Raw genomic sequence first — 24,183 nt, 5'->3', positions numbered from 1 at the left:
GTTCAAAAATTCATACCGCCGTTAAAATTGCGCCTCATTCACCCACTGGCGCAATTTACATTGCCGACGCCTCACGCGCCGTGCCTATGGTGTCAAAACTGATTAATAACGACACCCGTCAAGCCACCATTGATGAAGCCTATAATGAATACGATGTGATGCGTGAAAAACGCTTATCGCAAACCAAACGTAAAACCATCGTATCCATTGAGGCAGCGCGCGCGAATCGTTGCCAGCATGACTGGGACAACTACACCCCATTTACCCCGAATGTATTAGGTCGTCAGGTATTTGATGATTACCCACTTGAAGACTTAGTCGATCGCATCGACTGGACGCCGTTCTTCAGAAGCTGGGAATTACATGGCCGTTTCCCAGATATTTTAGACGACAAGGTTGTAGGTGAAGAAGCCCGCAAACTATACGCCGATGGTAAAGCCATGCTTAAAACCATCATTAGTGAAAAGTGGCTCACCGCCAAAGCGGTTATGGGCTTGTTCCCAGCCAACACGGTTAACCACGATGACATCGAGCTTTACACTGATGAAACACGCACCACAGTTGAAATGACCACCCATCATCTGCGCATGCAGCTTGAACGTGTCGGTAATGATAACTTCTGCTTATCTGATTTTGTTGCGCCAAAAGACTCAGGCGTTGCCGATTACATGGGCGGATTTGCAGTCACCGCAGGTCACGGTATTGATGAACATGTCGCGCGTTTTGAAGCAAACCATGATGACTACAACGCCATTATGCTTAAGTGCCTTGCCGACCGTTTAGCCGAAGCCTTTGCCGAACGTATGCATGAACGGGTACGTAAAGAGTTTTGGGGTTACGCTGCCGATGAAGTATTAGATAACGAAGCGCTAATTCGTGAAAAATACAAAGGGATTCGCCCAGCGCCAGGTTATCCAGCATGTCCTGATCATACTGAAAAAGGACTATTGTGGGATTTGCTTAAACCCGATGAAACCATAGGTTTAAACATCACCGAAAGCTATGCCATGTTCCCCACCGCAGCCGTATCAGGCTGGTACTTTGCCCACCCGAAATCACGCTACTTTGGGGTGACGAATGTAGGTAAAGATCAAGTTGAGGATTATGCCAAGCGTAAAGGCATGAGCTTGGAAGAAACCGAGCGTTGGTTGGCACCAGTATTGGATTATGATCCTGAGTAAGAAAAATCCTGAATAAAGAAAGCCAGAGCACAGAAGCAATTAAATAGAAAATATTGAATAATTAAGACCACTTAATACTTTCTCGAATAAAAAGCCTTTGAATTAGAGACTCGAAGGCTTTTCTGTTTATTGAGTACCCTTAATGAATTATGGATTCAATATTGAGATTTCATTTAAAAGCGCCTTCATCACTATCTAGAAATCAACACTATCAGCGTAACGTTTCAATTCAACTATTAAAGCTTGCGTTGTCGCCTTGCCTTGATGCTCGATACTTTCAAAAAGTAGATTTGTCACCTGTTGAGTCATTGCTGTTTTCTCTTTTTTAGTCAACTCAATTGTTAAATCTGTCTGACTATCTCGTCTAACAACCCCAGCAATATCTTCTATTTTTTCTTTCTCAAGACCAGTTAATGTTGGATCCGTTAAAATAGAACTAAATCGTGAAGTTACATTAGTTGTTGAGCCACTCATGGTAATTGCAGCCGCTGTGGCCAATGAACTAATCCAAGGTTTATCAGTAGACTCTGCTATTTTACCAAAAGTATCCTGTGCAACTAAAATGTTACCTTCTCTAACAGCTAGAGAACCAACTATTAGATTGGCAGCTAATTCTTCATGCTTAAATTTATCAGCGAAGCCATCGAACTCACCTTCTTGAAGTAAAGCTGACTGTTTCCGAGCGAGGTTTACCCACCCTTTATTATAAAATGCCAGTGAAAGTGCACTAATAGCAATATATCTGTCTTTTGGTTCATCAGCTTTATTCAGAGATAGTTGGCTGTCTGCAATAGCATAATCATTATCTAACCCCATACTCCAGATAAGACCTAGCAATGAATGAATTTCGGCTCTACTTAATGAATTATCACCATCTTGCTTTAACTGTTTATTGTAAGTATCAGAGATACTCCTAATGGTTTCACGGGATAATTTTCCATATGCCTTATAGAAAAAACCATCTCTAAGATCTTCATATTTATCTTGTTCCGATTTGGCATACACAGGTGAAAGCATGCTCAATACTGAAACAAAAAGAGTGATCCAGTTCGTTATTTTTTTTATCAATTTCAAAAAACTTACTCCATTAAGTATTATCAAAACTATCAAATGACTTCTTTGACTTATAAGCTAAGCAGCCCATCTAACGTTGTCTCGGTGACTTCATAGACACCATGCGCTAAACCAGTATATAGCTCACTTCCACTCTTACATATCGACAGCACCACCTGAGAGTGCTTATCTGAATAAATAGCGTAATCATCTCCACTGATATCAACTCCAGCCAAATCTAATCGCGAACCCGACAGTAAAATGGCCTTATTGCCCTTAATAGTTCCATTTGTAATTCGCAGAACGGACTCTTTAGCTTTCAGCGCTATATTTGGGCCCATAAGTGTGAGATTTTCAGCTTCAACAAGCGAGTCATTAACCTCTAAACTTTTAGCAGTAATAGTCTGCAGTTTAATATTGGTACATTGATTAAGCACTATTGCATCATACTTACCGCTATAGGTGACATTCGATTTTCCATTACAAACCAAATCACCTTGAGTAAGCTCAAACTCATAATTAGTAACTATTGGAACATTTGAGTTAATAGCCTGTTTTACCGTATTAATAAACTCCAAAGTATGTGTTTTCATAGGAACATGGGCAGCACCTTCAATAACAGCTAAAGTCGCACCATCTATATTAGCTGATAGAACCTTGGCTGTTCTGAGTGGAGCGACCCGATCATTCTCCCCCCATATAACGGTTGTCTTAACCTCAAGTTCCCTTACAGCCAAATTAAAATTTTCTTCCACTAAGCTTAGTGCAGCATTCATATTAGGAGAGTTTGATAGAAGCAAATTCCAAGTCGTATCGCTACTTTGTAAAAAGTCGGATGCTGGATCATTGAGTGTTCCTAATTCAATTAACGATGAACCAAAATCATTTACCTGCGCTAAGGTTTTCTGAAACACGTCGGGAACGACTGATTCATTAGAAGGTACTGAGCTAAGATGTTTAACAAATGCAGTTTTTTCAAGAATTCCTGCGGCATCCACTAAAATAAGTTGCTTAACTCGCTCTGGATATATGGAGGAAAATCGAAGGCTCACTGCACCTCCCATCGAGTGGCCTATTAGTGTAATAGGCTTATCAACATATTCGTTTAAAACAGCCTCTAGCACTTCAGCATAATGAGTAGGAGAGTAACGCCCTTTAGGAACACCCGATAAACCGAAGCCAGGAAGATCGATAGCAAGCACATTATAATCAGTAGTTAACAAAGGAATAACGTCGAACCAATCTTTCATTCCAAGCTCACCCAGCCCATGCACTAGCATAATAGTTTCTTTATGCTTTGAACCGGCCTCTAAAACTACAATTTGACTATTAAAAACAGGTTCATTGAAATAGGAATAGTACCAATCATTTGGGGAACTTGTAGGCAAGGGTTTAGCAGCAACCAACTGCTGGGGTTGTTCATCCTTTGAATACCCATCTATTATTCTAGTCTCAACCTCTTTATAACCCGTTGTAATTTTCTCTAGCCAAGAGCCTGATGCCACTGTTTCCGTGCATACTAACATCAGCAATATCAATAATACGTAAAATTGACCACTATTTATCCGCACACTTTTTCCCTAAAGAGTTAACGAACACGAACAATACACCGTCTTTACAAAAAAACAAACAAGTAGCCTGCAATAGAATAAGTGGGGTCAGAATAAACTAAACCTAAAAACCATTAACTCAAATGAAGTCTGACGCTGGATAATTCCCCGTTGGAAGTGTCCGAGTGCGTTAAGTGAATTGACGTGAGCTCGGCATGGATGCCGAGATAGCCTCAGTTGAGCCATGGATGGCGAATCTGAGGCGGTAGTCAATTCACTTAAATTAGCATGAGGAAAAACACTTCGTCGGGGCGGCATGGGAGATCCAAGAGGGGGATTGCTGTTGTTCCCCCTCTTGGTCGGGTGTGGGCGAAGCGCCACGACTTGTTATTTTTGAACATAAAAAAGCGTCTCATTAGAGCCGCTTTTTTGTATTTTCGGTTTGCTAATTAAGAGTTAGCTAAACTCACTACTTAGGTGGTTAAAATGACTAATTGTTTATTTATCACACAGGTTCAAATTGAATATGTTTTGATTTATTTCTGATTTGATTTTGATTAAAACCACCTAAAAACACTTTAAATCAGACACTTAATTGGCCACCCCAAAACTTGGCACGCAGCTTGTAATAACCTAGGTGTACCCCATAATTGAAAAGGAAGACACCATGTTTAACTCAAGCTCAAATACAAATTTAGTCACTCGCTCAGCATCTACAAAAACTAACCGTACATTTAAAAAATTAGCGTTAATTGCCGTGATTGCAACAGCAAGTGTTGGCGCTCAAGCGAACGAATTGAGTAGTGCTGATGTCGTAAGTGCATTAGAAACACGTTTTACTGAAGCAACCACAGAAATGCTACAAACTGCGACACAAGAAATTACTTTGAATTTGCAAAGTCACATCGCAGAGCAACTATTTGAGCTAAGTTCTTCTCTTGAGTTGACTGAATCAGTAACAGAGTCAGATACAGCATTAGTAAGTAAAAAGGACTAATAAATGGATTTAATGATGTTACTTAATTTAGCAGACCCATTAATCTCATTGCTTCTGCTTCCCGTTATCAGCTTTATTGTGTGTTCGTTGTTGATATGCGGGTTGCAGTGGTACCAATTTAGAAGCATCAATGCTGTTTCCAAAGAGTTTGTTTCACTGGAGATGACGAGAGAAACAGCATAACTTAACACGCCACTCATTGATAAAAAGTAAAGTAATAACTCCTACCTGGATTGCGATGACCTTTTATGACTCTTTGCTATTCAAATTCAAATAAAGTCTGATGCTAACTACTCCCCCGTAAACACTTAACATGCCGCCCCTTTAAAAAGTAACCTAATGACTTTTAATAAGTGAGTCGCAGTTATTATCTGAATTCTGGACTTAATCGCACATTAAAATGGGGAATATTGAAGAATGCAGCGGTATTTGGGTTTGTATACTCTGACACAAATTATTCATTAACCTCAAAATATTCATTTACCTCAACATTTTCCCAAAATCGGAGCTAGTTTCTCTACCTTCAATAACTTTTATGCTAACTTCAATTTCTTCCATATACTGGCTATAAACTGTCTGTCTACAGCGTCAAATGGATTATCAGCGACTACATATGATGAGGTCGATTTTGTCATTGCAAATAATTCACTGTTGGGATTAATCCCGTTTTCGTCTATGGCAAGGTTATTGAACAAATCAACCACCGCCGTTTTTAATTCTGCCAATAATTGTTCAAAAACTTGCTGCACCTGATGGATAAACACATGGTAAGGCTCGTTACCACTTAACATAAAACTGGAGCCCGCCGTTCCCACTAAATTAATGCCTTCTTTGATATAGTCAATCTCAGACAAATGCTGGACCCATAGTTTGTCGATGGCGTGCATAACTACAATATTCAGGGCTTCATTGAGCTTTTCATCACTCACGACTGTACTGAGATTTTGCCAACGCGGAGTGACTTTGCTTTTAAACTGTTCAGCCCCATCCCCCAGTAAAATGTCATTCCGTAGTTGGTGGATCATTTGCCTTTGTTGTTCAACCAAATCACTGTATTTGTATAACGCTTTGCGTCTATCAAGATTCGCGCCTTCTAGCACTCGCTGGCCATGGGCAATTTTTTTGCTGATACGGGCGTTGGATAGCAACTCCCCAGTGTCACTTTTGCCAGACAACAAGCCATCCTGCCCCAAGTGATTAAACAATTTGTCTTCAAGGCTGACAAAATATTGCGAAGACCCAGGCTCGCCCTGCCTTGCCGCCCGTCCCCGTAATTGATCATCAATCCGTCTCGACTCAAATCGGCTAGTGCCGATAATATGTAGGCCACCAGCCTTTTTTACTTGTATATTGCTTTCAGTGTCTTTTGCCCCCAGTAAAATATCAGTGCCGCGTCCGGCCAAGTTGGTACAGATTGTGACGGCCCCCAAAGCACCTGCCTGAGCAATTATTTGGGCTTCCTGCTCATCATTTTTGGCATTGAGCAGACAACACTCAATCCCTTTTTCGACTAACAAAGCATATAAGTCTTCAGACTCGCGGACATTGGACGTGCCCACCAAAACAGGTTGCCCTGTATATTGAATCAAGGATATTTCATTGCAAATGGCACTGATTTTTTCGGCTTTTGTACTGAACACTCGATCTGGCTTGTCTATTCTAATGCAGGGGTTACGTGGAGGAATAACACAGGTTTTTAATTTATATAACTGCTCAAACTCTTGCGCTGCCAACACTGCGGTGCCGGTCATTCCGCTCACTTTCTTAAACAAACACATCAAATGTTGCAAGGTGATTGAGCCTAGCGTTTGGCCTTCCTTTTTGACTGGCAGTCCTTCTTTGGATTCCAATGCCGATTGCATACCATCAGGCCAGCGGTGTTTTTCGGCAATTCTGCCGGTGAATTCATCAACCAGTTTGATGCAGTTGTCTTTGACTATGTAATCTATATCTTTGACCAGCAAAACCTCGACGTGCAGTGCTAGATTGACGCTGGTCAGCAAGGGCAAATTATCGATATCAAACAGGTTTTTACAGCCAAATTGTTGCTCTATTTTACGACTGCCGCTGTCCGTCAAATGAACAGAGGTGCTAAATTCATCGACCGCATAATCGTTTGTTTTGTCTAGTTGTTTAATCACCGTCGCAATGCGCGTCAGTTGATCATTGTTTTGGTGAATATCACCTGAAATAACCAGAGGAATACGGGCTTCGTCAATCAGAATCGAATCGGCTTCATCAACAATGGCAACATCCAACTCCGACAATACTTTTTGCTGTTTGTAATGCACCAACTGATCACGTAAATAATCAAAGCCAACTTCTCGGGCTGTGGCATAAACAATGTCGCAGGCATGAGCTTTTCTCCGTTGTTTACCCGACATGCCAGCTTGGATCATACCCACGCTCAAACCAAAAAATTGATAAATGGGCTGTAAAAAGTGACTGTCTCGTTTTGCCAGATAGTCATTAAAGGTGAGCACGTGAACTTTGCGGCCAGCTAACGCGTTAACAATAACGGGGGCAGCTGCGGCTAATGTTTTACCTTCCCCAGTTTTCATATCGACAATATAACCGTCATGTAATGCTAACCCTGCCAACATTTGGCTATCGAAGGGCCTCATGCCTAATAATCTGTTTGATACTTCTGACACAAAAGCAAAAATTTTGACTTGAGTGGGTATATTCATTGGTGGGGAAATAGAAGCACACAGTGATTGCAGCTGCGCTTTGAGTTCATCATCACAAAGAGATTTCAATGTCTCGCTGAAGGAGTCTATTTGTGTCAACGTTCTCTTAAACGGTTTAAGGTCGGATTCAATCGATGACCTTTGCAGTTTTTCCAAAACCCTTTTAAACATACTTCCACCTGTTTGTTTATGCTTAAATTATATATTGGTTGTGGAAAGGCTTAATTCAAGTCAAAAGCTTTTAAGCCCTTGTTCCTCAATCTAAATTAATGCTAACCATTACATTTCGAGTCATAACTAAAGAATTGATTTCATTAATTAATTAGTAAATAAAACTTTAATGAAAAAAGGTCAAAAATAACTGGGTAGAGTAAGTAGCAAGAGAAAATTAATCTAAACCTGATCAATTTAAATTAGCTCTAAACTAATATGGTCAAATGCGGTGTCAATCTGCTTGGGTACTTATTTAGGGAGAATTTGCTCCTTTAGCATGTTTTGAGCCTGTAGCAGGTTTTGTGCCTCTAGTGTGTCTATCACCTAACAAGCCAACAGATTGAGCTATCAATCATTTGGCCATTAATCGTTAATTTTCTGTTAACGCTAGACAGTTAGAAGTTTATCCAATAGGATTTAAGCGTGACCTAGATCACACTTAATTGGGTGTTAATCAGTTTAAACAAAATCGATGATAGGAGTTTTTATGAAGACTTTCTCTAATACTCAGCGGACTAATACTCAGAGTGCTAAGAGTCAGGGTGCTAATACTCAGATTGCGGCTAATAACCTTTCTATCAATAAAAAAGTCATGATGAACTTATCTTTTGCCACTTGTGTTTTAGCAGCTTCATTCTTCTTGGCATCAAGCGCTTCTGCTGCGGTTATCGAATGTAATGATTGCTCTGCTGAGCAGCGAGATGCTTCTATCGTTCAACAAGAAGCAGGCTCAGTTTTTGTGGTAGATTTTGTTAATAAGACCGTTGATAAATATATGGTTAATGATGATGGTACTACTGAGGTGTTGGATCCGACTCGAGCTGATGTGAGCAGACTTAATCAGCAATTTGCCCATCGTAAAACCTATTTACGCGATCCTAAATAAAAAAGCGTTAAAATGAATATCGTTTATGCCGCACATAAACGATATCCGTATTTCAACTCATGATACTTTAATCATTAAAGCTGAGCTGATTAAAAGTGATATTTCACCAATAAGCTCGTCACGCTTTGGTCAGTATTAAAGCCTGAACTGCTTTTTATACCGTATTTATTCTTCCAATAATCATATTCAATACCAACTAATAACGCGCTATCACCTAAACCTACTTGTTTGCCTAAGTCATATTTTAGCTGTGGGTTAAAATGGAAGTTTTTCTCATAGCTGCCATCAGAATCGACTACCCAATCAATAAAGCCATCAAACACTATAGTAGACTCGCCAACAGGCCAGCTCATTTTCCAAGTTGGGGTAATTTGCCATGTATCGCCATCACGGCCATCAGGCAGGCGTTTATACATATTTAATTGGAAAAAATCGAAACCTGGAACCGCTAAATCAAAGCCTGCACCAATTAGGAATGACTCAACATCGCCTTCACCAAACTCCACAGTAGTCGCAATTAATACGTCTTTTACAAAACCCATTTCTACAGGTTTATCCAACATTTTACTAAAGCTAAAACGTGGGGAAAACTCACCGTAATAGGTTGTTTCACCATTTAAAAAATCTTCTTCGCCATTATATTTAGTGAAGTCCACAAACATGAACAAGTCACCGATATTCCAGCCACTGGCATGTTCATAAGTGATGGTTTGCTGAGTTTTTGGGTTCACTTTAAAATTATCGCCATACAGGTAAGACAGGCTATTGTCTTGCCAATGCACTATCTCTGTTGAAGTAGCGTCATTTGCAGCAACAATAGGAGCCTGACAAAGCAGTATCAGGGCGAGTAGACGTTTCATATTCAGTCCTTGTAAATATAATATTGAGTAATATCGAATAGTTATGTTTATCAAAGATAAAATATCGCGTTATCGACATTATCTTCCTAACAAAACAGTGCCAACTATTATGACAGTTTATTTACACTTAATTAAGCGATAGATCCCCCCGTAAAGCGAAATGTTATTTTCCTTTTTCATCCTCTTTTCCTAAATTTAAATTCAATAAATGAACCCATTTAGCAAGCTATACAACAAATCAAAAATGTAAATCTAAATTCACATTTTGTGTTTTTTATAATACCATTGCCAAAATTTCTACTCAAAAATTAAGCTACTTAACGTTAATCAGTGGCAAGTAAGCATATAAAGGGAGTTTTATAAAAGATGAAAAGTATATTTAAATTAATGGCTTGCACAGCAGTTATCTCAAGCATGTTTCCGCAACAGGACTTATACGCTGCGCCTTACCACTCTGCGTTAGCAAAAGATAAAGCGGTAGAATTTGCACCAGGTATTATTTCAACTAAAGCCAATTTTGAAATTAATACTGTGTTCAACAAGGCTGGGGATGAGGTAATTTTTGCAAGATGTAAAGATGACTTTAGCCACTGCACTATGATGCAGTCATCGTTTGTATCGGGGCAGTGGCAACAACCCACTGCGCTCGCAATTTCAGGTGACTATTTAGATGCGGATCCTTTTTATAGCCCTGACTATACTCAGCTTTATTTTGTCTCTAAGCGTCCTATTGCTGAAGGAGAGGCGGAAGCAGCAGAGGTGAATTTATGGCGATCAACCAAACTTGATGGTCAGTGGCAAGCACCTGAATACTTAGTGGATGTAAACTCAGATGCTGCAGATCTATACCCATCACTGACAGATAAGGGCGAACTTTACTTCCCTTCCTTTAGAGATAATGGCCGCCATATGTATGTTGCTCAGCCAAAAGGAAATGGATTTAGTCAGCCAAAACCATTGCCAAGCCATATCTATGGCGTCAATGGCAATATTGGAGATTCAGCAGTTTCCCGCGATGGAAATACGATTGTTTTCAGTATTAAAGACCGTGAAGATAGTCTTGGAAAAGGCGATTTATATATTTCAAACCGTGTTAATGGCGAGTGGACTGTCGCTAAAACCTTAGGCGATAAAGTGAATACAGCGGACCATGAATTCACTCCAATTATCTCACCTAACGGCGAGTATTTGTTTTTTACTCGAATTGAAAATGGCAGAGGTAACTTGTACCAGATTAAGCTCACTGCGTTAACGATTTAATCAATAAGCAAGCACACAGCAAGGGATACTTCCCTTGCTAGCTTGCATCTTCACTATTGCAAGTCTCATCAAAAGTGATGCTTTACGCTTAAATACTATTAATTTGATGATCAGTCTTTTGCGCCTACTTCCTGAAGCTAGATCCTATCGATACCTTTATTTAGGATTTATTCAACAATCCAAGCAGATAAACAAATACCACTTATACTCATTGAGTCGGGTTAATTATTATACCAATGCGGCCACGATGTTATTCGCCCATCAAGTTAGAGGGCCAACAACAGACTTTCTAATGAGTTTATGAGTAAAATATGAAAAAGTTAATCGTGTTACTGAACACCGTTTGGCAAGTGATGAAAAAACCGAGTGTCCATTACAGCTTAGGCTTTCTGGTAATTGGTGGCTTTGTTGCTGGGATCATTTTTTGGGGCGCATTTAATACTGCATTGGAAATGTCGAGTACCGAGGAGTTTTGTAGCAGTTGTCATCAAAATGTCTATGAAGAAATGAAGCCAACCATTCATTTTACTAACCGTAGTGGTGTACGAGCCACCTGTCACGATTGTCATGTGCCCCATAAATGGACTGATAAAATAGCGCGAAAAATGCAAGCTTCAAAAGAGATTTGGGCGCATTTAGTGGGTTCGATAAATACGCCTGAAAAGTTTGAAGCTAAACGCCGCCAATTAGCTGAACACGAATGGCGACGCCTTAAAGCCAACAACTCTTTAGAGTGCCGAAATTGCCATGAATTCGACTATATGGATTTCACTCGCCAATCAACTCGCGCAGCTGAAATGCATTCAACCTATTTAGAAAGTGGTGAACAAACCTGTATTGATTGCCATAAAGGCATAGCTCATCAATTACCAGATATGGCGGGAGTTGAAGGCTTCTAACAGTCGAATTAGCGGTGATTATGCGCCTTTTAACGCTAATGCATCGCTTGAAAATTTAACACCATCCCAGCCATTAAGCATAAATTGACGGATATTTTGGTGGTCATTCCCTTCAGGAGTGGCCACGACATCTCGATAATGCTGACCAAATAAATTCAAGGTTTGTTGCTCATTTAACTGATGCAATATCCCAAAAGCAAACACCTTACAAGAGCCAGCATTTTCACCCTCTGCATTGTTTTGTGCGCCATTAGTAAATGCACTTGGGGTATAAACGTAATTGGCTTCAATAACTGCCATGGTTTGTTCAAATTTTAGCTGTTCTGGTTGTGCTAAGGATGCGATAAACTGACTAAGTGTCTGTTGTGCCATAAACTATTTTAAAACCTCTTATGCAATATTAATTCACTGAGAAATAAACTTATCTTATTGAGATAATTAACTTAAAGGGAGCTGCAAGCTAGGTCAATTGAAACTATTTCTTATTGCCCTATGTCTTATTGCCAAACTATTTCTTATTGCCACTGCTACGACCCAAATTGCGATCCAAATCGCTGCTGAGTTAACTTAGGCTAATTTTTATCATCAACCATCAAGTGACCAACCTTAACCAGTATCACAGTGTCTTGTTCAACGTACGGATTATGTTGGCTTAAGTGGGGACTGCGGATCCAACTGCCAGCAGGATAACGACCTAATTCATCGATAAACTCACCGCTTATCACGTAAATTTCTTCTCCACCAAAATGACGATGTGGCTGAAATTGACAACCAGCAGGCCAAAACACTAACGCGGTAGATTCAGTTAAGTGCTGATGCAGCGGCATCACTTGTAAATCACCTTGGCCAGGTAACCAATCGGTATTCCGTGTATCGATTCTGACTTGCTCTGTATCGCTAGGTAAAAACTGATGTAACTTAACTAATAACTCACAACCTTGCTCACTAAAAGGCGCATGACTGAATCCCTCAGGGTTGCGGATATAAGTACCAGCAGGATAGTCACCTGTTTCATCTGAGAAGACCCCAGATAGCACCAAAATCTCTTCGCCTAATGGATGGGGATGTGACGAGAAACTCGCGCCTGCATCGTATTTAACAATGCTTGTTGCATGACCACGCTCCGCTTCTTCTCTGGCTAAACGTTTGCGCCATACCCCTTTTGCAGGGCTTTTATCCCATTTAAGCTGCTGAGTATTTATCACCACCCGCTTGGTGAAGTCCATATTGATAGTATCCATAACATCACAACTCTTCGTTTTTCTTAATGGCAACATCATAGGCTGAATCACCATTAAAACCTAGTCAGCACCTAAAAGTGTGATAGTTACATATTGGTGCTTTTTATTGATTAATAAGAATAAAATAAAAAGCCTGCTCAATAAATTGAACAGGCTTTGTCAGGGAGGTTGCAATGAGCAGCAATTAGGAGATGAAGCTAATTACTGCTTTCCACTGTTAATCATTCGATTAACCAGCGAGCTCAACGTCTTATTTAAATGGAACTGGACGCGGCGTATTCTCATTTGATGGTGGCAAAATTGGTAACATAATTTGTGGTTGGTCACCGGTTAAACTCTTCAAGAAATCAACCATTTGCTTAGTTTCAGTTTCAGTCATTTTCTGACCTAATTGAATATCAGCCATAGTGTTAACTGCTTCTTCAAGTGTCCATACACTACCATCGTGGAAGTATGGGTAGGTAAGTTCGATATTACGTAGCGTTGGTACTTTAAACACAAACTTATCAGCTTCTTTACCTGTAACACCTTTACGACCAACTGCTGGGTTATCGGTATGGAATGGTTTAACTAGGCCCATTTTCATGTACATAGTGCCGCCAACCGCAGGACCGTTATGACAGCTCACACAGCCTTTATCTTTAAATAACTGGTAACCCGCTTTAGCATCAGCAGTAATGGCCTTTTTATCGCCTTCTAAATACTTATCGAATGGGCTGTTAGGCGTTACCAATGTCTTTTCAAATACGGCAATTGCATCGGTAATTCTGTCGATGTTCACTTCATCAGAACCGTAGATTGCTTTAAAGCGTTCTACATATCCAGGCATTGAAGCAATAGTGCCTACTGCCAATTCATGGGTGTAGCCCATTTCTTTAGGATTATCGATTGGGCCCGCAGCTTGCTCTTTTAAGTCAGCTGCTCTGCCATCCCAAAACTGGGCTAGCATGTATTCAGCATTCAATACTGTAGGAGAGTTAATTGGCCCTTCTTGCCACTCATGACCAATAGAAGTTGGCAGAGCATCTACACCACCTAAAGAAAGGTTATGACAAGAGTTACATGAAATGAAACCAGACATAGAAAGACGTGGTTCAAAAAATAACATTTTGCCTAGTTCAACTTTTTCAGGCTCAGTGATAACAGCTGGCTTGATCACTTCGATTGGCTCACTAGCCTGTGAGGTAGAGATTGAAAAAATTGATGCAATCAAAATTGCAACTGAGGTTAGCTTTGTCATAACTAATAACCTTATGGTGTATGTGGTTTAATTGCAGCCATCATATCCTCCACTTTTTATTAGTTACAGTGACAAAATCCGATTGAGTCTATCGTGTATTATGATAATAAAAATGAGACTTAAATCACTGTAAATTATCACAAATAAGGTAGGTTACCCATATAACAGATTAGCGAATAAAACTGCATCAAAAATACCGATTACAACCAAGTTAGATCACACTATTTTGTATCAAAAAAGCATCAATTACAGTTACAACCTCCCCCTAAATGCCTCTTGAATCCATCTAAAAAATCAAAATTGACTTGTGTTAGACCAACCCGAATTAAATAAAGCGACTAATTTAACCACTATTAACTATGCTAGAGTTAAGTGATACCAATGGAATAAAGAGCTTATTGAAGACGTTTGTCCTCAAGAGGCCGAAAGGAAGGCTGCCACTAAATGGATGTTCAACTCCCTCTCGTTTCTAAAGCATGGCAAACAGTCAAAAGCCTTCTTTCAGGGCAAGCTCCCATTAGCCCAGATGGCGATAGTATTGAAGGAAAGCTATCGCTCAAAGAGATCACTCAGCTTTATCCTCGTATTAAACCGATCGCATCAGAAGTGGAGAAAAGTCTGCTTTATAATCCAATAAGACCCGATCGCCAGCCTCAAATAGACGCTAGTCTTACATCCCGCTCTGAGTCTAATTCAGAAATAAGCGCTGAATCAGAGTCGGCACAACGCCCTCAAATCTGTTCAGAGCAGACAAACCAGCATGTGGTTACAGTTGCAGTAACTGATACAGCAGCATCATTGACAGATGACAGCCGTTTTATTGGCCGTGATACTCAACGACAAAAAGTCATTGATGCGATTACACGCTGGCAAAACAACAAAGGAGAATTAACGGCTGTTATAGGCCCATTTGGCTCAGGGGTGAGCTCTTTTCTGAATCAGTTTCATTACCAATACCATTTAAAAGAGCCTGTCACTTATTTAAGCTTTTATCATGCTGCGCTATCGGCTAAAGAAGCGATCGCCAACCTATGTTATTGCTTCAATATTACCGATGAGCCTAAATCAATCACCGCAGCTATTACACTAATTAATCAGCAAGAGTCACACGTCATTATTATTGATGACCTTCACAAACTGATGTTGAGAATGATGGGCAATTATCAAGCCTTGGTAACGTTCGCCACTGTGATTATGGAAACAAGACAACAACATTGTTGGATATTAGGCTGCGAAACTTACGTATGGCATCGTTTATCATCACAGTATTCCATTACTAACTTTGTCAAAACAATCATCAGATTAGATTACTTTTCTTTGCTAGAGCTTAGGGATGTCATCCAATGCAAAACCACTAACATAGGCCTTAGATTAACCCATGATGGCGACGAAGATGCTGAAAAAACGGCATTTGAACAACTCACTAAACAGCTGCATCAAGTCAGTGGCGGCCATAGCAAATTGGCCTGTGTGTTATTGTTTAATGCGTTAACTGAAGATCCAAACCACCCGTTAACCATTGAGCCTATTTGCACGCCCGATACCACCACACTCAAACAATGTTCAGATGAAGACTTATTCAGTTTAGCTGAGTTATATGTGCATGGTGGTCTGCGAATATTTCAGCATGCAGAAATCTTTGCCACCAGCGTTGAACAAAGCTCATTAAAGCTTGAATACCTATCACGGCAAGGATTGCTAAAGGCACATTACTCAAAACAAGATTTTGCCCAGCATAACTATGTTATTACCCCCACGTTAACTCGACTGATTGCGACCCATTTAGTCAATCACAACAAGCTTTATTTGTAGGAGCGCAATATGGAAGACTCTCGTAAAGCCTTACAAGCCATATTAGATATCATCTCATTTGATAAATTATTTGCTTTTGCCTTAGTGTGTTTTTTTGCTTGGGTAATCATGGTGATTGTGCAATTTGCGCTGAAGCAACTGACGATAAAGCTGCCTAAATATCGATTACTCTGGAGTCGTTTATACCCTTTTGCTCGCCTGTTTGTGTGGGCGACCGTGATCATTTACACCATCACTGAGATCATAGACCCCCATGAAAATCTGGTTTTAGCGGTTATTGGTTCAATCGGTATTGTATTGGGTTTAGCGACCCAAGAGCCCGCCAAAAATATGATAGCTGGCCTTATCATTATGATTACCCCGCCTTATCGAGTGGGTGACATGGTGACGCTGTCAGGCCATTACGGTGAAGTCATTCAACTGGATTGGAGCGTCACTTGGCTTAGAACATTCGATGATAATACTGTAATGGTACCCAATGCGGAGGCGCTAAAAACGGCGGTGTCGAATGCTAACAGTGGTGCATTAGATGAAATGGTGGTGGTGACGTTTAATCTCCCCATCAACACTGACCATTTAAAAGCGATGACTCTCGCAAAAGAGGCGACTCAATGCTCGCCTTATACTTTTTTAGATAAGCCAATTACCGTCAATATTGCGACTGATTATCAGTATGGCGAACACCTCATTCAGTTAACGATAAAAGCCTATGTGATGGATATTAGACTAGAGAGAAAGTTTGCCAGTGATATTAATTTTAGAGTGTTAAATGCCTTTAAACAGGCAGAATTTTATTCTATGTCAACTTCTGAGACCGCTGAGGCAATTAATTAAATTTCTGCCATATCTTGAACAGCGTGGCATTTGCTATACTCTTGCCAAATTTAATACTTACCATTGCAAACTTGCCACCTTAGGATGTTGATATGACCCAAGATGAAATGAAAAAAGCTGCCGGCTGGGCTGCGCTTAAATACGTTGAAGAAAACAGTATTGTTGGCGTTGGCACGGGTTCAACGGTAAATCACTTTATTGATGCATTAGCAACCATGAAGCATGACATTCAAGGGGCAGTTTCAAGCTCTGAAGCGTCAACAGAAAAGCTGAAGCAATTAGGCATTGAAGTGTTTGACATGAACAGTGTTGCAGATTTATCTGTATACGTTGATGGCGCTGATGAAATCAATGCTCATATGGACATGATTAAGGGCGGTGGCGCTGCGTTAACCCGTGAAAAGATTGTTGCTGCAGTCGCTAAAAAGTTTGTGTGTATTGTTGATAATACTAAACAGGTAGACGTATTAGGCGAGTTCCCTTTACCTATTGAAGTTATCCCAATGGCGCGTTCTTATGTTGCTCGTGAGTTGGTAAAACTAGGTGGCGATCCTGTATATCGTGAAGGCGTAGTGACTGATAACGGTAACGTTATTTTAGATATGTATAACTACAAAATCCTTGACCCTAAAGCACTCGAAACTCAGCTAAATGCCATTGTGGGTGTCGTGACCAACGGTTTATTCGCAAACCGTGGCGCAGACGTACTACTTGTTGGCTCACCAGACGGTGTTAAAACGGTATTGCCTCAGTAAGCTTTACATCGATGAGCACTGACTCTGTAAGCATTGATTAATGCTGATAAAAGCACAAAAAAGCCCAATCATTGATTGGGCTTTTTCATCTCTAAAGATGTCTAGTAATGAGACTGTCCCATCCTGAGATAGTCCCGTCCTGAGACTCTCCCCTACTGAGATTGTCCCATCCTGAGACTGTCTCGACCTGAGGTAAGTTAACCCACCTTAAATAAGCTAACCGCTTCATGCAGTGATTCAGCTCTAAGCCTGACATCTTGGGTAGCCGCAGAGTTCTCCTCTGTTGCGCTTGCGGTTTCATCAGCGATATCTCGAATGATCACCACATTCTTATTCACTTCAGCCGCCACCATACTTTGCTCTTCAATGGCCGTGGCAATTTGGGTACTCATGTCTGAAATGGTTTGCACGTCTTGGGTAATGGATTGTAATAAATCCCCAGCTCCTGCAGCTTGCTCTACACTGTCACTGCCCTGTTGCTGGCTTGCATCCATCAATTGCACAATTGAATGCGTCCTTGATTGCAATGTCGTGATAATTTTAGAGATTTCTTCGGTAGACTCTTGGGTACGCATAGCAAGGCTGCGCACTTCATCAGCAACGACCGCAAAGCCGCGACCTTGCTCACCGGCCCTTGCCGCTTCAATCGCCGCATTTAATGCCAATAAGTTTGTTTGCTCGGCAATACCTCGAATAACATCTAACACACTGCCAATGGTTTCACTGTCACGCTCTAAGTCACCGACCACTTCAGATGAATCACTTAACTGGCTCGCCAAGGTTTGAATTTTCTCTATCGTTTGTTCAACACTGACAAGACCTTGCTGAGCATGATCGTTGGTCTCGTTAGCCTTAAGGGCTGCTTGTTCAGTATTACTGGCAATTTCTTCAATGGTTGCGCCCATTTCGGTAATCGCCGTAGCCACCATATCGGTTTCGCTTAGCTGCCTTGAAACTCCTTCTGATGCCACCACTGCATTCTGGGTTAGCTCTTCACAAGAGATGTTCATCGCATCAACAGACTCATTAACTTGTTCAATCAAGGTCTGAAAACTCACCACCATGGCATTAAAATGTTTGGCAATTCTAGCGAGTTCATCATTTTTGCTTTCATCACAACGTAACGTCAGATCTTTATTTTTTTCAACCTCAGAAATCACTCGATTAATGTCATTAATTGGGACAACAATACTGCGTAAAATCAAGTAAGCACAAACCGACAACACCAAAGTAATGAGGACAAATATGCTCGCACCTAAAATCAGCGCATTGTTCTCTGCATCTTCAATTTCAATATTGGTTTGGCTTTGTAATTGAGTTAAGTCTTTATCGGTGCGTTGAATGGACTCCCTCAATTTGAGCATGTCACCATCGTAAGCCGTTAAGCCAAATTGTTTTTCTTTGTTGGTAAGTAATTTAAAACTAGCTTGGTAAGCATCGGCTAATGAAACTAGTTGTGCTTTGGTTTGAGAGTTAAGTGAAGAAGTTTGTAATTGGGATTTAAACAGGCTGAGGTTTTTATCGAACTTATCTAAATAACTCTGTGCGCGTCTTAGCATGAAGTCTTTTTCATTACGGCGTAACTGCAGCATGGTGACAGACAAACCCGCTTGGCCTTGCTCTTTCAGTATTGATTCAACATTGTGAACCGACTGACGTAAATCGCCATATAAGCCTGTTTTAGGCGTTAAACCGATTTCATTTTGCAATATGACTAACTCGGAAAATATCGCTTTGTACTTATCTAAGCTTTGTTCAAAACTGGATAAACTTTGAGTTGATAAACCTCGGCTGATGAGTGCTTCTTTAAGGATTGCCATTGTATTGTTGATTTCTACATAAATGGCATCGTGACGTTCGATATACTTAGCGTCTAATCGAGCAAAAAAATCTTTCTCGGTGACTCTAAGCTGCAAAACCTCACGCTCAATTTCGGTAATATTGTTGGCTGCATCTGCCAAGGTTGATTTCACATCACTTGTGTATAGCTGTAATAAAAACATAGCGACAAAAGCCACCAAAGACACAGCAACACTCAACATTAATTTGGTGCGAATTAGCATATAAATCCCTAATAACCTTAAGGTACATTAAAAATATAGATGCTTAATTCATTATTATACAATTTTTAAGCAAACTAAATTTGTGCAGGCAATACAAGCTATTACTTTATTAGCTTTACCTTACGCCTGTATATTTATCGACCAAAGGGGCATTATCTAAATATATTTTTTATAACCGAGTAAACCTTTTATGAACTTGCTAATGTCTAATCTAGTAACTCACACCTAAACGGAAAAAATGGTGAACCTGAACTCCAATAACATCACTGATAATGATCATCAAATGCAGCAGCCTACACAGCAAGCTGGATTGAATGATGATCAACTCGACGGACAAGTGTCTGACGAGGCATTAGTGAACCAAGCAAAGACTGGGGATAAAGCCGCTTTCAAACAGCTTTATCAGCGTCACCAAGGTCGAGTCTACGCGATTAGCTTCCGCTTAAGTGGTAGCCACGATCATGCCGACGAGATCTGCCAAGACTGCTTTGTAAGGTTGTGGCAAAAGTTAGATCAATTTAACGCAGAGAGTCAGTTTACGACTTGGCTGCATAAATTATCGGTTCATCAGGCAATCAATAGCATGAAAGCAAAACAGCGCTTTTGGCATCGATTCTTGCCCAGCAATGATGTCGCTGAATACACAGATTTACATGCAAGTGAGCACCATGAATATCACCGTTTAGATAAGTTGATTATGAAGCTACCAGAAAGAACCCGAGTGGTTTTTGTATTAAGTGCCATTGAAGGCTACCAGCATCAGGAAATTGCAGAAATACTCAATATTGCTGTAGGTACCAGTAAAGCCCAGTACCACAGAGCAAAACAGATGTTACAGGAGATGCTGTCATGAAAAAATCTCGCTCCCCCTTACAGGCGCATTCAAACGAACAGCCACAAAAGCAATCAACACAGCTTGACGATCTCATTGCCAGCTTGCCAAAAGAGATAACGCCTCCAGCTGATTTGTGGCAAGACATTGATGATCAAATAAGTGCTAAAACAACGTCTAATACTTCAATGACAAAGCCTGTTTCAGCAAGTCATCAACAGCATTGGAAAATGCTTGCTATGGCTGCAAGTCTCGCTTTTGTAATGGTCTTAGGTTGGAAACTATCAACTCCAGCCGTCACGCCAATTCAAGAGCCAGTGACGGTCAACAATGCCTTATCGAGTCAATCAACTGAAGATTTAATAGCCTTGGTGGATCAAATTGCTCAGACCCACCAACAACAGATAGCAGCCTTTGACGACAACAAATATACCGTAGGTATGCAGCTTGATAATCAAGCTAATCCTTTCAATAAAGGGTTTTCAGAACTAGAGCTTGCGTCAAAACAGATCCAACAAGCCTTAAAAAATGATCCAAATAACAAGCAGGTGTGGGATTTATGGCTTTGGATCATGAAACGCGAAATTGAATTGTTACAACAACAGCAACGTACTCCAATTAATACGACTCCATCGACTCAAGGAAATCTAATATGAACGCTAAATTTAGCCAACTTCTAGGCCGCATCATTATCGGCTCTAGCGTGTTATTCACCTCATTTATTGCCCTAGCTGTAGAGCAAGTTGACCGTGAAATTTCGGTTTCAGCTAACCCACAGATTGAATTAAAAGTTCAGCGTGGAAAAGTAGAAATTATTGGCTGGAATAAAGATCTCATCAGTGTAAAAGGTCATTTAGATGAACTTTCAGAAGGTTTTATTTTGGAGCAAAAAGGCGACGAAATTAAAATCGAAGATAAGATGCCAAGTAGCTACCGTGGTAATAATAAGCAAGGTTCAAATTTAGTGATTTACGTGCCATCAGAACTAAAGATCACAGCTGAAGGGGTATCTGCTGATTATGCGATGGAGAAACTCACCGGCAAAGTCGAGTTATCTTTAGTAAGCGGCAATATGAAAGTCGAAGATATAGAAGGAAAAATCAGCCTTACTAACGTATCAGGTAACATCAAAGCAGAATCGCTAAACGGTAAAATTGAGTTAGAAACCGTTTCTGGTGACATCAAAGATAAAGATGTAAAAGGAAAGGCAAAGTATCGCTTAGTGAGTGGTGAGCTCGAATCAGAAAACAACCAAGTTACTGACTTAAGCATTGACCAAGTTTCTGGTGATGTTGAAGGCAGTTTTACTGCAGCGGAAAAAGTTAAAGTGGTTACTGTTAGCGGCGATATTGAAGTTAAACTGAGTGACGCCATCACTAAAGTATTATTCGATACTGTCAGCGGTGACATTGAAGTTAAGTTTACCAATATGCCAAATTTAGCATTCGAGATTGATGGTGGCCCAGGTGGAAGAATTGAAAATCGTTTAACTGACGATAAACCAATGAAAACCAAGTACACCTCAAGACAGTCTATTCAATTTAAAACCCAACAAGGAAGCGGCAGCTTTAATGCCAGCACAGTGAGTGGAAAAATTAAATTAGAGCAATAGTCAAATAGCGACAATACCATTTTCTTGATAGCGCTAAACTAAAGCCTTTAACTAAAGCCTTTAACTAGAGCCCTTAACTCAAGTGTTAAGGGCTTTTTAGTTGGTGGGCTTAAAGTCTAGCTATCTAAATGACAACAGCTTCGACATTTCAGCAGTTCCGCAATACACTATAAAAACCTCAGAGCAATTATCTTTAAATACAATGAATAAAACGCCATTTGAAATGCTCGATCTTAATTTGATCACTGTTTTTTTCATCTTGTATGAAGAGCTTAATACCTATAAAGCCGCTGAACGACTCAATATGAGTCAACCTGCGGTGAGCCGCGCCTTACAAAAGCTGCGTGATGCTTTCAATGATCCTATCTTTGTCAAAACGAGACATGGTCTAAGTGCTACAGATAAAGCCCACTATTTAGCCCTGCACTTACCTAATACTTGGCAAGAGCTATCCGACATTATTAATCATGTCGATCAATTTGAAATGTCAGAATTGACAGGACGACTCAATGTCACCTTGCATCCAGCACTAATAGGATTAATAAGTGATAAGTTGTTTTTGGCACTTCACGAGGTTGCACCAAAAGTCGAACTGGTTGTGTCAGTTTGGAATAATGATACTGAAGAGGACTTATTAACAGGAAAGCAAGATATTGCAGTAACGATACTTTCACCAAAATTGTCTAAAGAAATGACGGTAAAATCAATGCCGAGTTTACATGCCCGTGTATATTTAAGTAAGCAGCACCCGCTTGCTAGCAGAGCCATTGATGAACAAGCATTTGCAACCTATCCTCTGGCAGTTTTACATGTACCAGGCTGGAATGAGAACACCACTTTCGTTGAAAGATATCTAGAAAGATCAGGCTTAACCCCAAAAATAGTCTTTAGAAGCCCGCACCCTGAATCAATTTTAAACGTTGTCGCTAAAACTGAACTCATACATGCAGCAGGTGCTGAGTATCATGGTGTAGATTCATCTCAGGTATTAAGTAAGCGCATTCAAATAGAAAACAAACCTGTAAAATTTAACAGCTATTTTTGCCACCACTATCGGCATCGAAACAAGCCTTTATTTCAATGGATATTTGACACTGTTAATCAAATAATAAGCCATCAACATCAAGCGGAAAAAACCATTAAATAAGTTTACTCCGGATTAATAAAATTGATAAATGCTGTTGCTGCTGGCGTGAGTCGGCGGTTTTTTAAATGAACAATGCTAAATGATGCTTGAATGTCTGGCATATCAGCTAGCGATAATGCCACTAAACTACCCGCTTCAATCTCTTTTTTAACCGATACATCTGGTGCTAATGCCACTAAATCGCACTCAGACAATGATTCTTTAACGGCCTGAAACTGTTCAAATTTAACCAAGCCAGAGAAATCGTTTCGATACTTTGAAAACAGATCGCCAAATTGATCATATAAAGGCTTAGGTAAAGCTGATGGGATCGCTATGGGATATTGCTTAAGAGTATCCAAATATAACGAATCTTGTTGGGTTAATGGGTGATCTGCACGGCAACAAAAAATAGCCTGAAAGCTTGGCAATGGAATAACTTCAATATCTTCTCTGTGATCCAACTCGGTCGCTTTGGTTTCTGCAATAAACAACGACACTTCAGCTTTGCATAACTGCTGATATAGCGACAGCCAATTGCCGACCTTCAACTCCACATTTACATTAGGAAAACTATTAACAAATTGGCCAATGCTAGGTCCCACAATACTGTTTAAAGGTATTGCACTGGCACCAACAATTAACTCTCCGGTTTCTAGTCCTTGAATAGCTTTAATTTCACGCTTTAAAAAATCCACATCACGAATAATCCGACTACCATGTTCAACAACCACTTCTCCAAATGGAGTTAATGTCACTGAACGTGATGTTCTTTCTAATAATTTGGCTCCTAATAAGTCTTCCATTTTTTGAATACTTCGTGATAACGAAGGCTGAGCTAAATTCAATTCTAGTGCAGCACGGTGGAAATGTTTTAAATCAGCAACCACCAAAAAATGTTTTAAATGACGTAACTCCATAACAATCCCAAATATATAAAAACAAAACAAAAGCTAGATTAATAACAATCACGTCAACTTAACCAGAAACAACAAACACATCAAATAAAGCTAAAAAATAAAATCAATCATGCATTAACCGAATATTAACTTTAAAGTTAAACATAAACAATAAAATAA

General features: G+C 40.1%; 21 protein-coding genes. 12 read left to right on the top strand and 9 right to left on the bottom strand.

Annotated features, from left to right (window positions below; all coding sequences use genetic code 11):
• The coding region (locus FNZ24_RS09505) for a vitamin B12 dependent-methionine synthase activation domain-containing protein (protein WP_324187471.1) at positions 1-1,181 on the top strand (1,181 nt) is incomplete at its 5' end.
• Between the two features lie 195 nt (positions 1,182-1,376).
• On the opposite strand, the gene FNZ24_RS09500 is transcribed toward FNZ24_RS09505, so the two are convergent.
• A complete protein-coding gene (locus FNZ24_RS09500; protein ID WP_153914241.1) occupies positions 1,377-2,255 on the bottom strand; it encodes a hypothetical protein in 879 nt (292 codons plus the stop codon).
• Between the two features lie 50 nt (positions 2,256-2,305).
• The gene (locus tag FNZ24_RS09495; RefSeq protein WP_153914240.1) at positions 2,306-3,805 is read right to left on the bottom strand and encodes an alpha/beta fold hydrolase; all 1,500 of its coding nucleotides are present in this window, start codon (positions 3,803-3,805) and stop codon (positions 2,306-2,308) included.
• A gap of 646 nt (positions 3,806-4,451) precedes the next feature.
• On the opposite strand from FNZ24_RS09495, the gene FNZ24_RS09490 reads away from it, so the two are divergent.
• Positions 4,452-4,781 carry a hypothetical protein gene (locus FNZ24_RS09490; protein WP_153914239.1) on the top strand — a complete coding sequence of 110 codons (330 nt, stop codon included), beginning with the start codon at positions 4,452-4,454 and terminating at the stop codon, positions 4,779-4,781.
• A 533-nt stretch (positions 4,782-5,314) separates the two neighbouring features.
• On the opposite strand, the gene secA2 is transcribed toward FNZ24_RS09490, so the two are convergent.
• Positions 5,315-7,642 carry an accessory Sec system translocase SecA2 gene (secA2, locus tag FNZ24_RS09485; protein ID WP_153914238.1) on the bottom strand — a complete coding sequence of 776 codons (2,328 nt, stop codon included), beginning with the start codon at positions 7,640-7,642 and terminating at the stop codon, positions 5,315-5,317.
• Between the two features lie 529 nt (positions 7,643-8,171).
• Between secA2 and FNZ24_RS09480 the strand changes: the two genes are divergently transcribed.
• Positions 8,172-8,570, top strand: a complete 399-nt coding sequence (locus tag FNZ24_RS09480) for a hypothetical protein (RefSeq protein ID WP_153914237.1) — start codon at positions 8,172-8,174, stop codon at positions 8,568-8,570.
• Positions 8,571-8,659: 89 nt separating this feature from the next.
• On the opposite strand, the gene FNZ24_RS09475 is transcribed toward FNZ24_RS09480, so the two are convergent.
• Positions 8,660-9,430 carry an outer membrane protein OmpK gene (locus FNZ24_RS09475; protein WP_153914236.1) on the bottom strand — a complete coding sequence of 257 codons (771 nt, stop codon included), beginning with the start codon at positions 9,428-9,430 and terminating at the stop codon, positions 8,660-8,662.
• Positions 9,431-9,796: 366 nt separating this feature from the next.
• Here FNZ24_RS09475 and FNZ24_RS09470 point away from each other — a divergent pair, with 366 nt between their 5' ends.
• On the top strand, positions 9,797-10,690 hold the full coding sequence (locus tag FNZ24_RS09470; RefSeq protein ID WP_153914235.1) for a TolB family protein: 894 nt from the start codon (positions 9,797-9,799) through the stop codon (positions 10,688-10,690).
• Between the two features lie 311 nt (positions 10,691-11,001).
• Entirely contained in the window at positions 11,002-11,589 is a 588-nt protein-coding gene (locus FNZ24_RS09465) for a NapC/NirT family cytochrome c (protein WP_153914234.1), read from the top strand.
• An 18-nt stretch (positions 11,590-11,607) separates the two neighbouring features.
• Here the strand turns inward: FNZ24_RS09465 and FNZ24_RS09460 are convergent, their stop codons facing one another.
• The 3 genes from FNZ24_RS09460 to FNZ24_RS09450 form a co-directional block, all read right to left on the bottom strand.
• Positions 11,608-11,961: a HopJ type III effector protein gene (locus FNZ24_RS09460; protein WP_153914233.1), complete on the bottom strand. Its 354-nt coding sequence runs from the start codon at positions 11,959-11,961 to the stop codon at positions 11,608-11,610.
• A 200-nt stretch (positions 11,962-12,161) separates the two neighbouring features.
• The gene (locus FNZ24_RS09455; protein ID WP_153914232.1) at positions 12,162-12,830 is read right to left on the bottom strand and encodes a cupin domain-containing protein; all 669 of its coding nucleotides are present in this window, start codon (positions 12,828-12,830) and stop codon (positions 12,162-12,164) included.
• 250 nt (positions 12,831-13,080) lie between these two features.
• The gene (locus FNZ24_RS09450) at positions 13,081-14,070 is read right to left on the bottom strand and encodes a cytochrome-c peroxidase (RefSeq protein ID WP_153914231.1); all 990 of its coding nucleotides are present in this window, start codon (positions 14,068-14,070) and stop codon (positions 13,081-13,083) included.
• A 444-nt stretch (positions 14,071-14,514) separates the two neighbouring features.
• On the opposite strand from FNZ24_RS09450, the gene FNZ24_RS09445 reads away from it, so the two are divergent.
• The 3 genes from FNZ24_RS09445 to rpiA all read left to right on the top strand — a co-directional run bounded on the left by FNZ24_RS09445 (position 14,515) and on the right by rpiA (position 17,471).
• Positions 14,515-15,882 (top strand): hypothetical protein, encoded by a 1,368-nt coding sequence (locus tag FNZ24_RS09445; protein WP_153914230.1) that lies wholly within the window; start codon positions 14,515-14,517, stop codon positions 15,880-15,882.
• A gap of 9 nt (positions 15,883-15,891) precedes the next feature.
• A complete protein-coding gene (locus FNZ24_RS09440) occupies positions 15,892-16,716 on the top strand; it encodes a mechanosensitive ion channel family protein (RefSeq protein ID WP_153914229.1) in 825 nt (274 codons plus the stop codon).
• Positions 16,717-16,808: 92 nt separating this feature from the next.
• Positions 16,809-17,471 carry a ribose-5-phosphate isomerase RpiA gene (gene rpiA / locus FNZ24_RS09435; protein WP_153914228.1) on the top strand — a complete coding sequence of 221 codons (663 nt, stop codon included), beginning with the start codon at positions 16,809-16,811 and terminating at the stop codon, positions 17,469-17,471.
• A 197-nt stretch (positions 17,472-17,668) separates the two neighbouring features.
• On the opposite strand, the gene FNZ24_RS09430 is transcribed toward rpiA, so the two are convergent.
• Positions 17,669-19,534 (bottom strand): methyl-accepting chemotaxis protein, encoded by a 1,866-nt coding sequence (locus tag FNZ24_RS09430; RefSeq protein WP_153914227.1) that lies wholly within the window; start codon positions 19,532-19,534, stop codon positions 17,669-17,671.
• Between the two features lie 283 nt (positions 19,535-19,817).
• Between FNZ24_RS09430 and FNZ24_RS09425 the strand changes: the two genes are divergently transcribed.
• The 4 genes from FNZ24_RS09425 (at position 19,818) to FNZ24_RS09410 (ending at position 23,125) form a co-directional block, all read left to right on the top strand.
• Positions 19,818-20,387: an RNA polymerase sigma factor gene (locus FNZ24_RS09425; RefSeq protein WP_153914247.1), complete on the top strand. Its 570-nt coding sequence runs from the start codon at positions 19,818-19,820 to the stop codon at positions 20,385-20,387.
• Positions 20,384-21,022, top strand: coding sequence for a hypothetical protein (locus FNZ24_RS09420; protein ID WP_153914226.1), 639 nt, complete (start codon positions 20,384-20,386; stop codon positions 21,020-21,022). The genes FNZ24_RS09425 and FNZ24_RS09420 overlap by 4 nt, the downstream gene beginning before the upstream one ends.
• Positions 21,019-21,978 (top strand): DUF4097 family beta strand repeat-containing protein, encoded by a 960-nt coding sequence (locus FNZ24_RS09415; protein WP_153914225.1) that lies wholly within the window; start codon positions 21,019-21,021, stop codon positions 21,976-21,978. Before FNZ24_RS09420 ends, FNZ24_RS09415 begins: the two co-directional genes overlap by 4 nt.
• 103 nt (positions 21,979-22,081) lie before the next feature.
• A complete protein-coding gene (locus tag FNZ24_RS09410; RefSeq protein ID WP_153914224.1) occupies positions 22,082-23,125 on the top strand; it encodes a LysR family transcriptional regulator in 1,044 nt (347 codons plus the stop codon).
• Between the two features lie 2 nt (positions 23,126-23,127).
• On the opposite strand, the gene FNZ24_RS09405 is transcribed toward FNZ24_RS09410, so the two are convergent.
• Positions 23,128-24,024 carry a LysR family transcriptional regulator gene (locus tag FNZ24_RS09405; RefSeq protein ID WP_153914223.1) on the bottom strand — a complete coding sequence of 299 codons (897 nt, stop codon included), beginning with the start codon at positions 24,022-24,024 and terminating at the stop codon, positions 23,128-23,130.
• Between the last annotated feature and the right edge of the window lie 159 nt (positions 24,025-24,183).

Source organism: Shewanella sp. TC10, assembly GCF_009663145.1.
Lineage (GTDB): Bacteria > Pseudomonadota > Gammaproteobacteria > Enterobacterales > Shewanellaceae > Shewanella.
This window is presented reverse-complemented; position numbering and strand designations above follow the sequence as displayed.

Excerpts from the sequence above, each read along its gene's own strand:
- FNZ24_RS09490 (WP_153914239.1), top strand. The coding sequence starts at position 4,452 with ATGTTTAACTCAAGCTCAAATACAAATTTAGTCACTCGCTCAGCATCT.
- secA2 (WP_153914238.1), bottom strand. The coding sequence starts at position 7,642 with ATGTTTAAAAGGGTTTTGGAAAAACTGCAAAGGTCATCGATTGAATCC.
- FNZ24_RS09480 (WP_153914237.1), top strand. The coding sequence starts at position 8,172 with ATGAAGACTTTCTCTAATACTCAGCGGACTAATACTCAGAGTGCTAAG.
- FNZ24_RS09475 (WP_153914236.1), bottom strand. The coding sequence starts at position 9,430 with ATGAAACGTCTACTCGCCCTGATACTGCTTTGTCAGGCTCCTATTGTT.
- FNZ24_RS09470 (WP_153914235.1), top strand. The coding sequence starts at position 9,797 with ATGAAAAGTATATTTAAATTAATGGCTTGCACAGCAGTTATCTCAAGC.
- FNZ24_RS09465 (WP_153914234.1), top strand. The coding sequence starts at position 11,002 with ATGAAAAAGTTAATCGTGTTACTGAACACCGTTTGGCAAGTGATGAAA.
- FNZ24_RS09460 (WP_153914233.1), bottom strand. The coding sequence starts at position 11,961 with ATGGCACAACAGACACTTAGTCAGTTTATCGCATCCTTAGCACAACCA.
- FNZ24_RS09455 (WP_153914232.1), bottom strand. The coding sequence starts at position 12,830 with ATGGATACTATCAATATGGACTTCACCAAGCGGGTGGTGATAAATACT.
- FNZ24_RS09450 (WP_153914231.1), bottom strand. The coding sequence starts at position 14,070 with ATGACAAAGCTAACCTCAGTTGCAATTTTGATTGCATCAATTTTTTCA.
- FNZ24_RS09445 (WP_153914230.1), top strand. The coding sequence starts at position 14,515 with ATGGATGTTCAACTCCCTCTCGTTTCTAAAGCATGGCAAACAGTCAAA.
- FNZ24_RS09440 (WP_153914229.1), top strand. The coding sequence starts at position 15,892 with ATGGAAGACTCTCGTAAAGCCTTACAAGCCATATTAGATATCATCTCA.
- rpiA (WP_153914228.1), top strand. The coding sequence starts at position 16,809 with ATGACCCAAGATGAAATGAAAAAAGCTGCCGGCTGGGCTGCGCTTAAA.
- FNZ24_RS09430 (WP_153914227.1), bottom strand. The coding sequence starts at position 19,534 with ATGCTAATTCGCACCAAATTAATGTTGAGTGTTGCTGTGTCTTTGGTG.
- FNZ24_RS09425 (WP_153914247.1), top strand. The coding sequence starts at position 19,818 with ATGCAGCAGCCTACACAGCAAGCTGGATTGAATGATGATCAACTCGAC.
- FNZ24_RS09420 (WP_153914226.1), top strand. The coding sequence starts at position 20,384 with ATGAAAAAATCTCGCTCCCCCTTACAGGCGCATTCAAACGAACAGCCA.
- FNZ24_RS09415 (WP_153914225.1), top strand. The coding sequence starts at position 21,019 with ATGAACGCTAAATTTAGCCAACTTCTAGGCCGCATCATTATCGGCTCT.
- FNZ24_RS09405 (WP_153914223.1), bottom strand. The coding sequence starts at position 24,024 with ATGGAGTTACGTCATTTAAAACATTTTTTGGTGGTTGCTGATTTAAAA.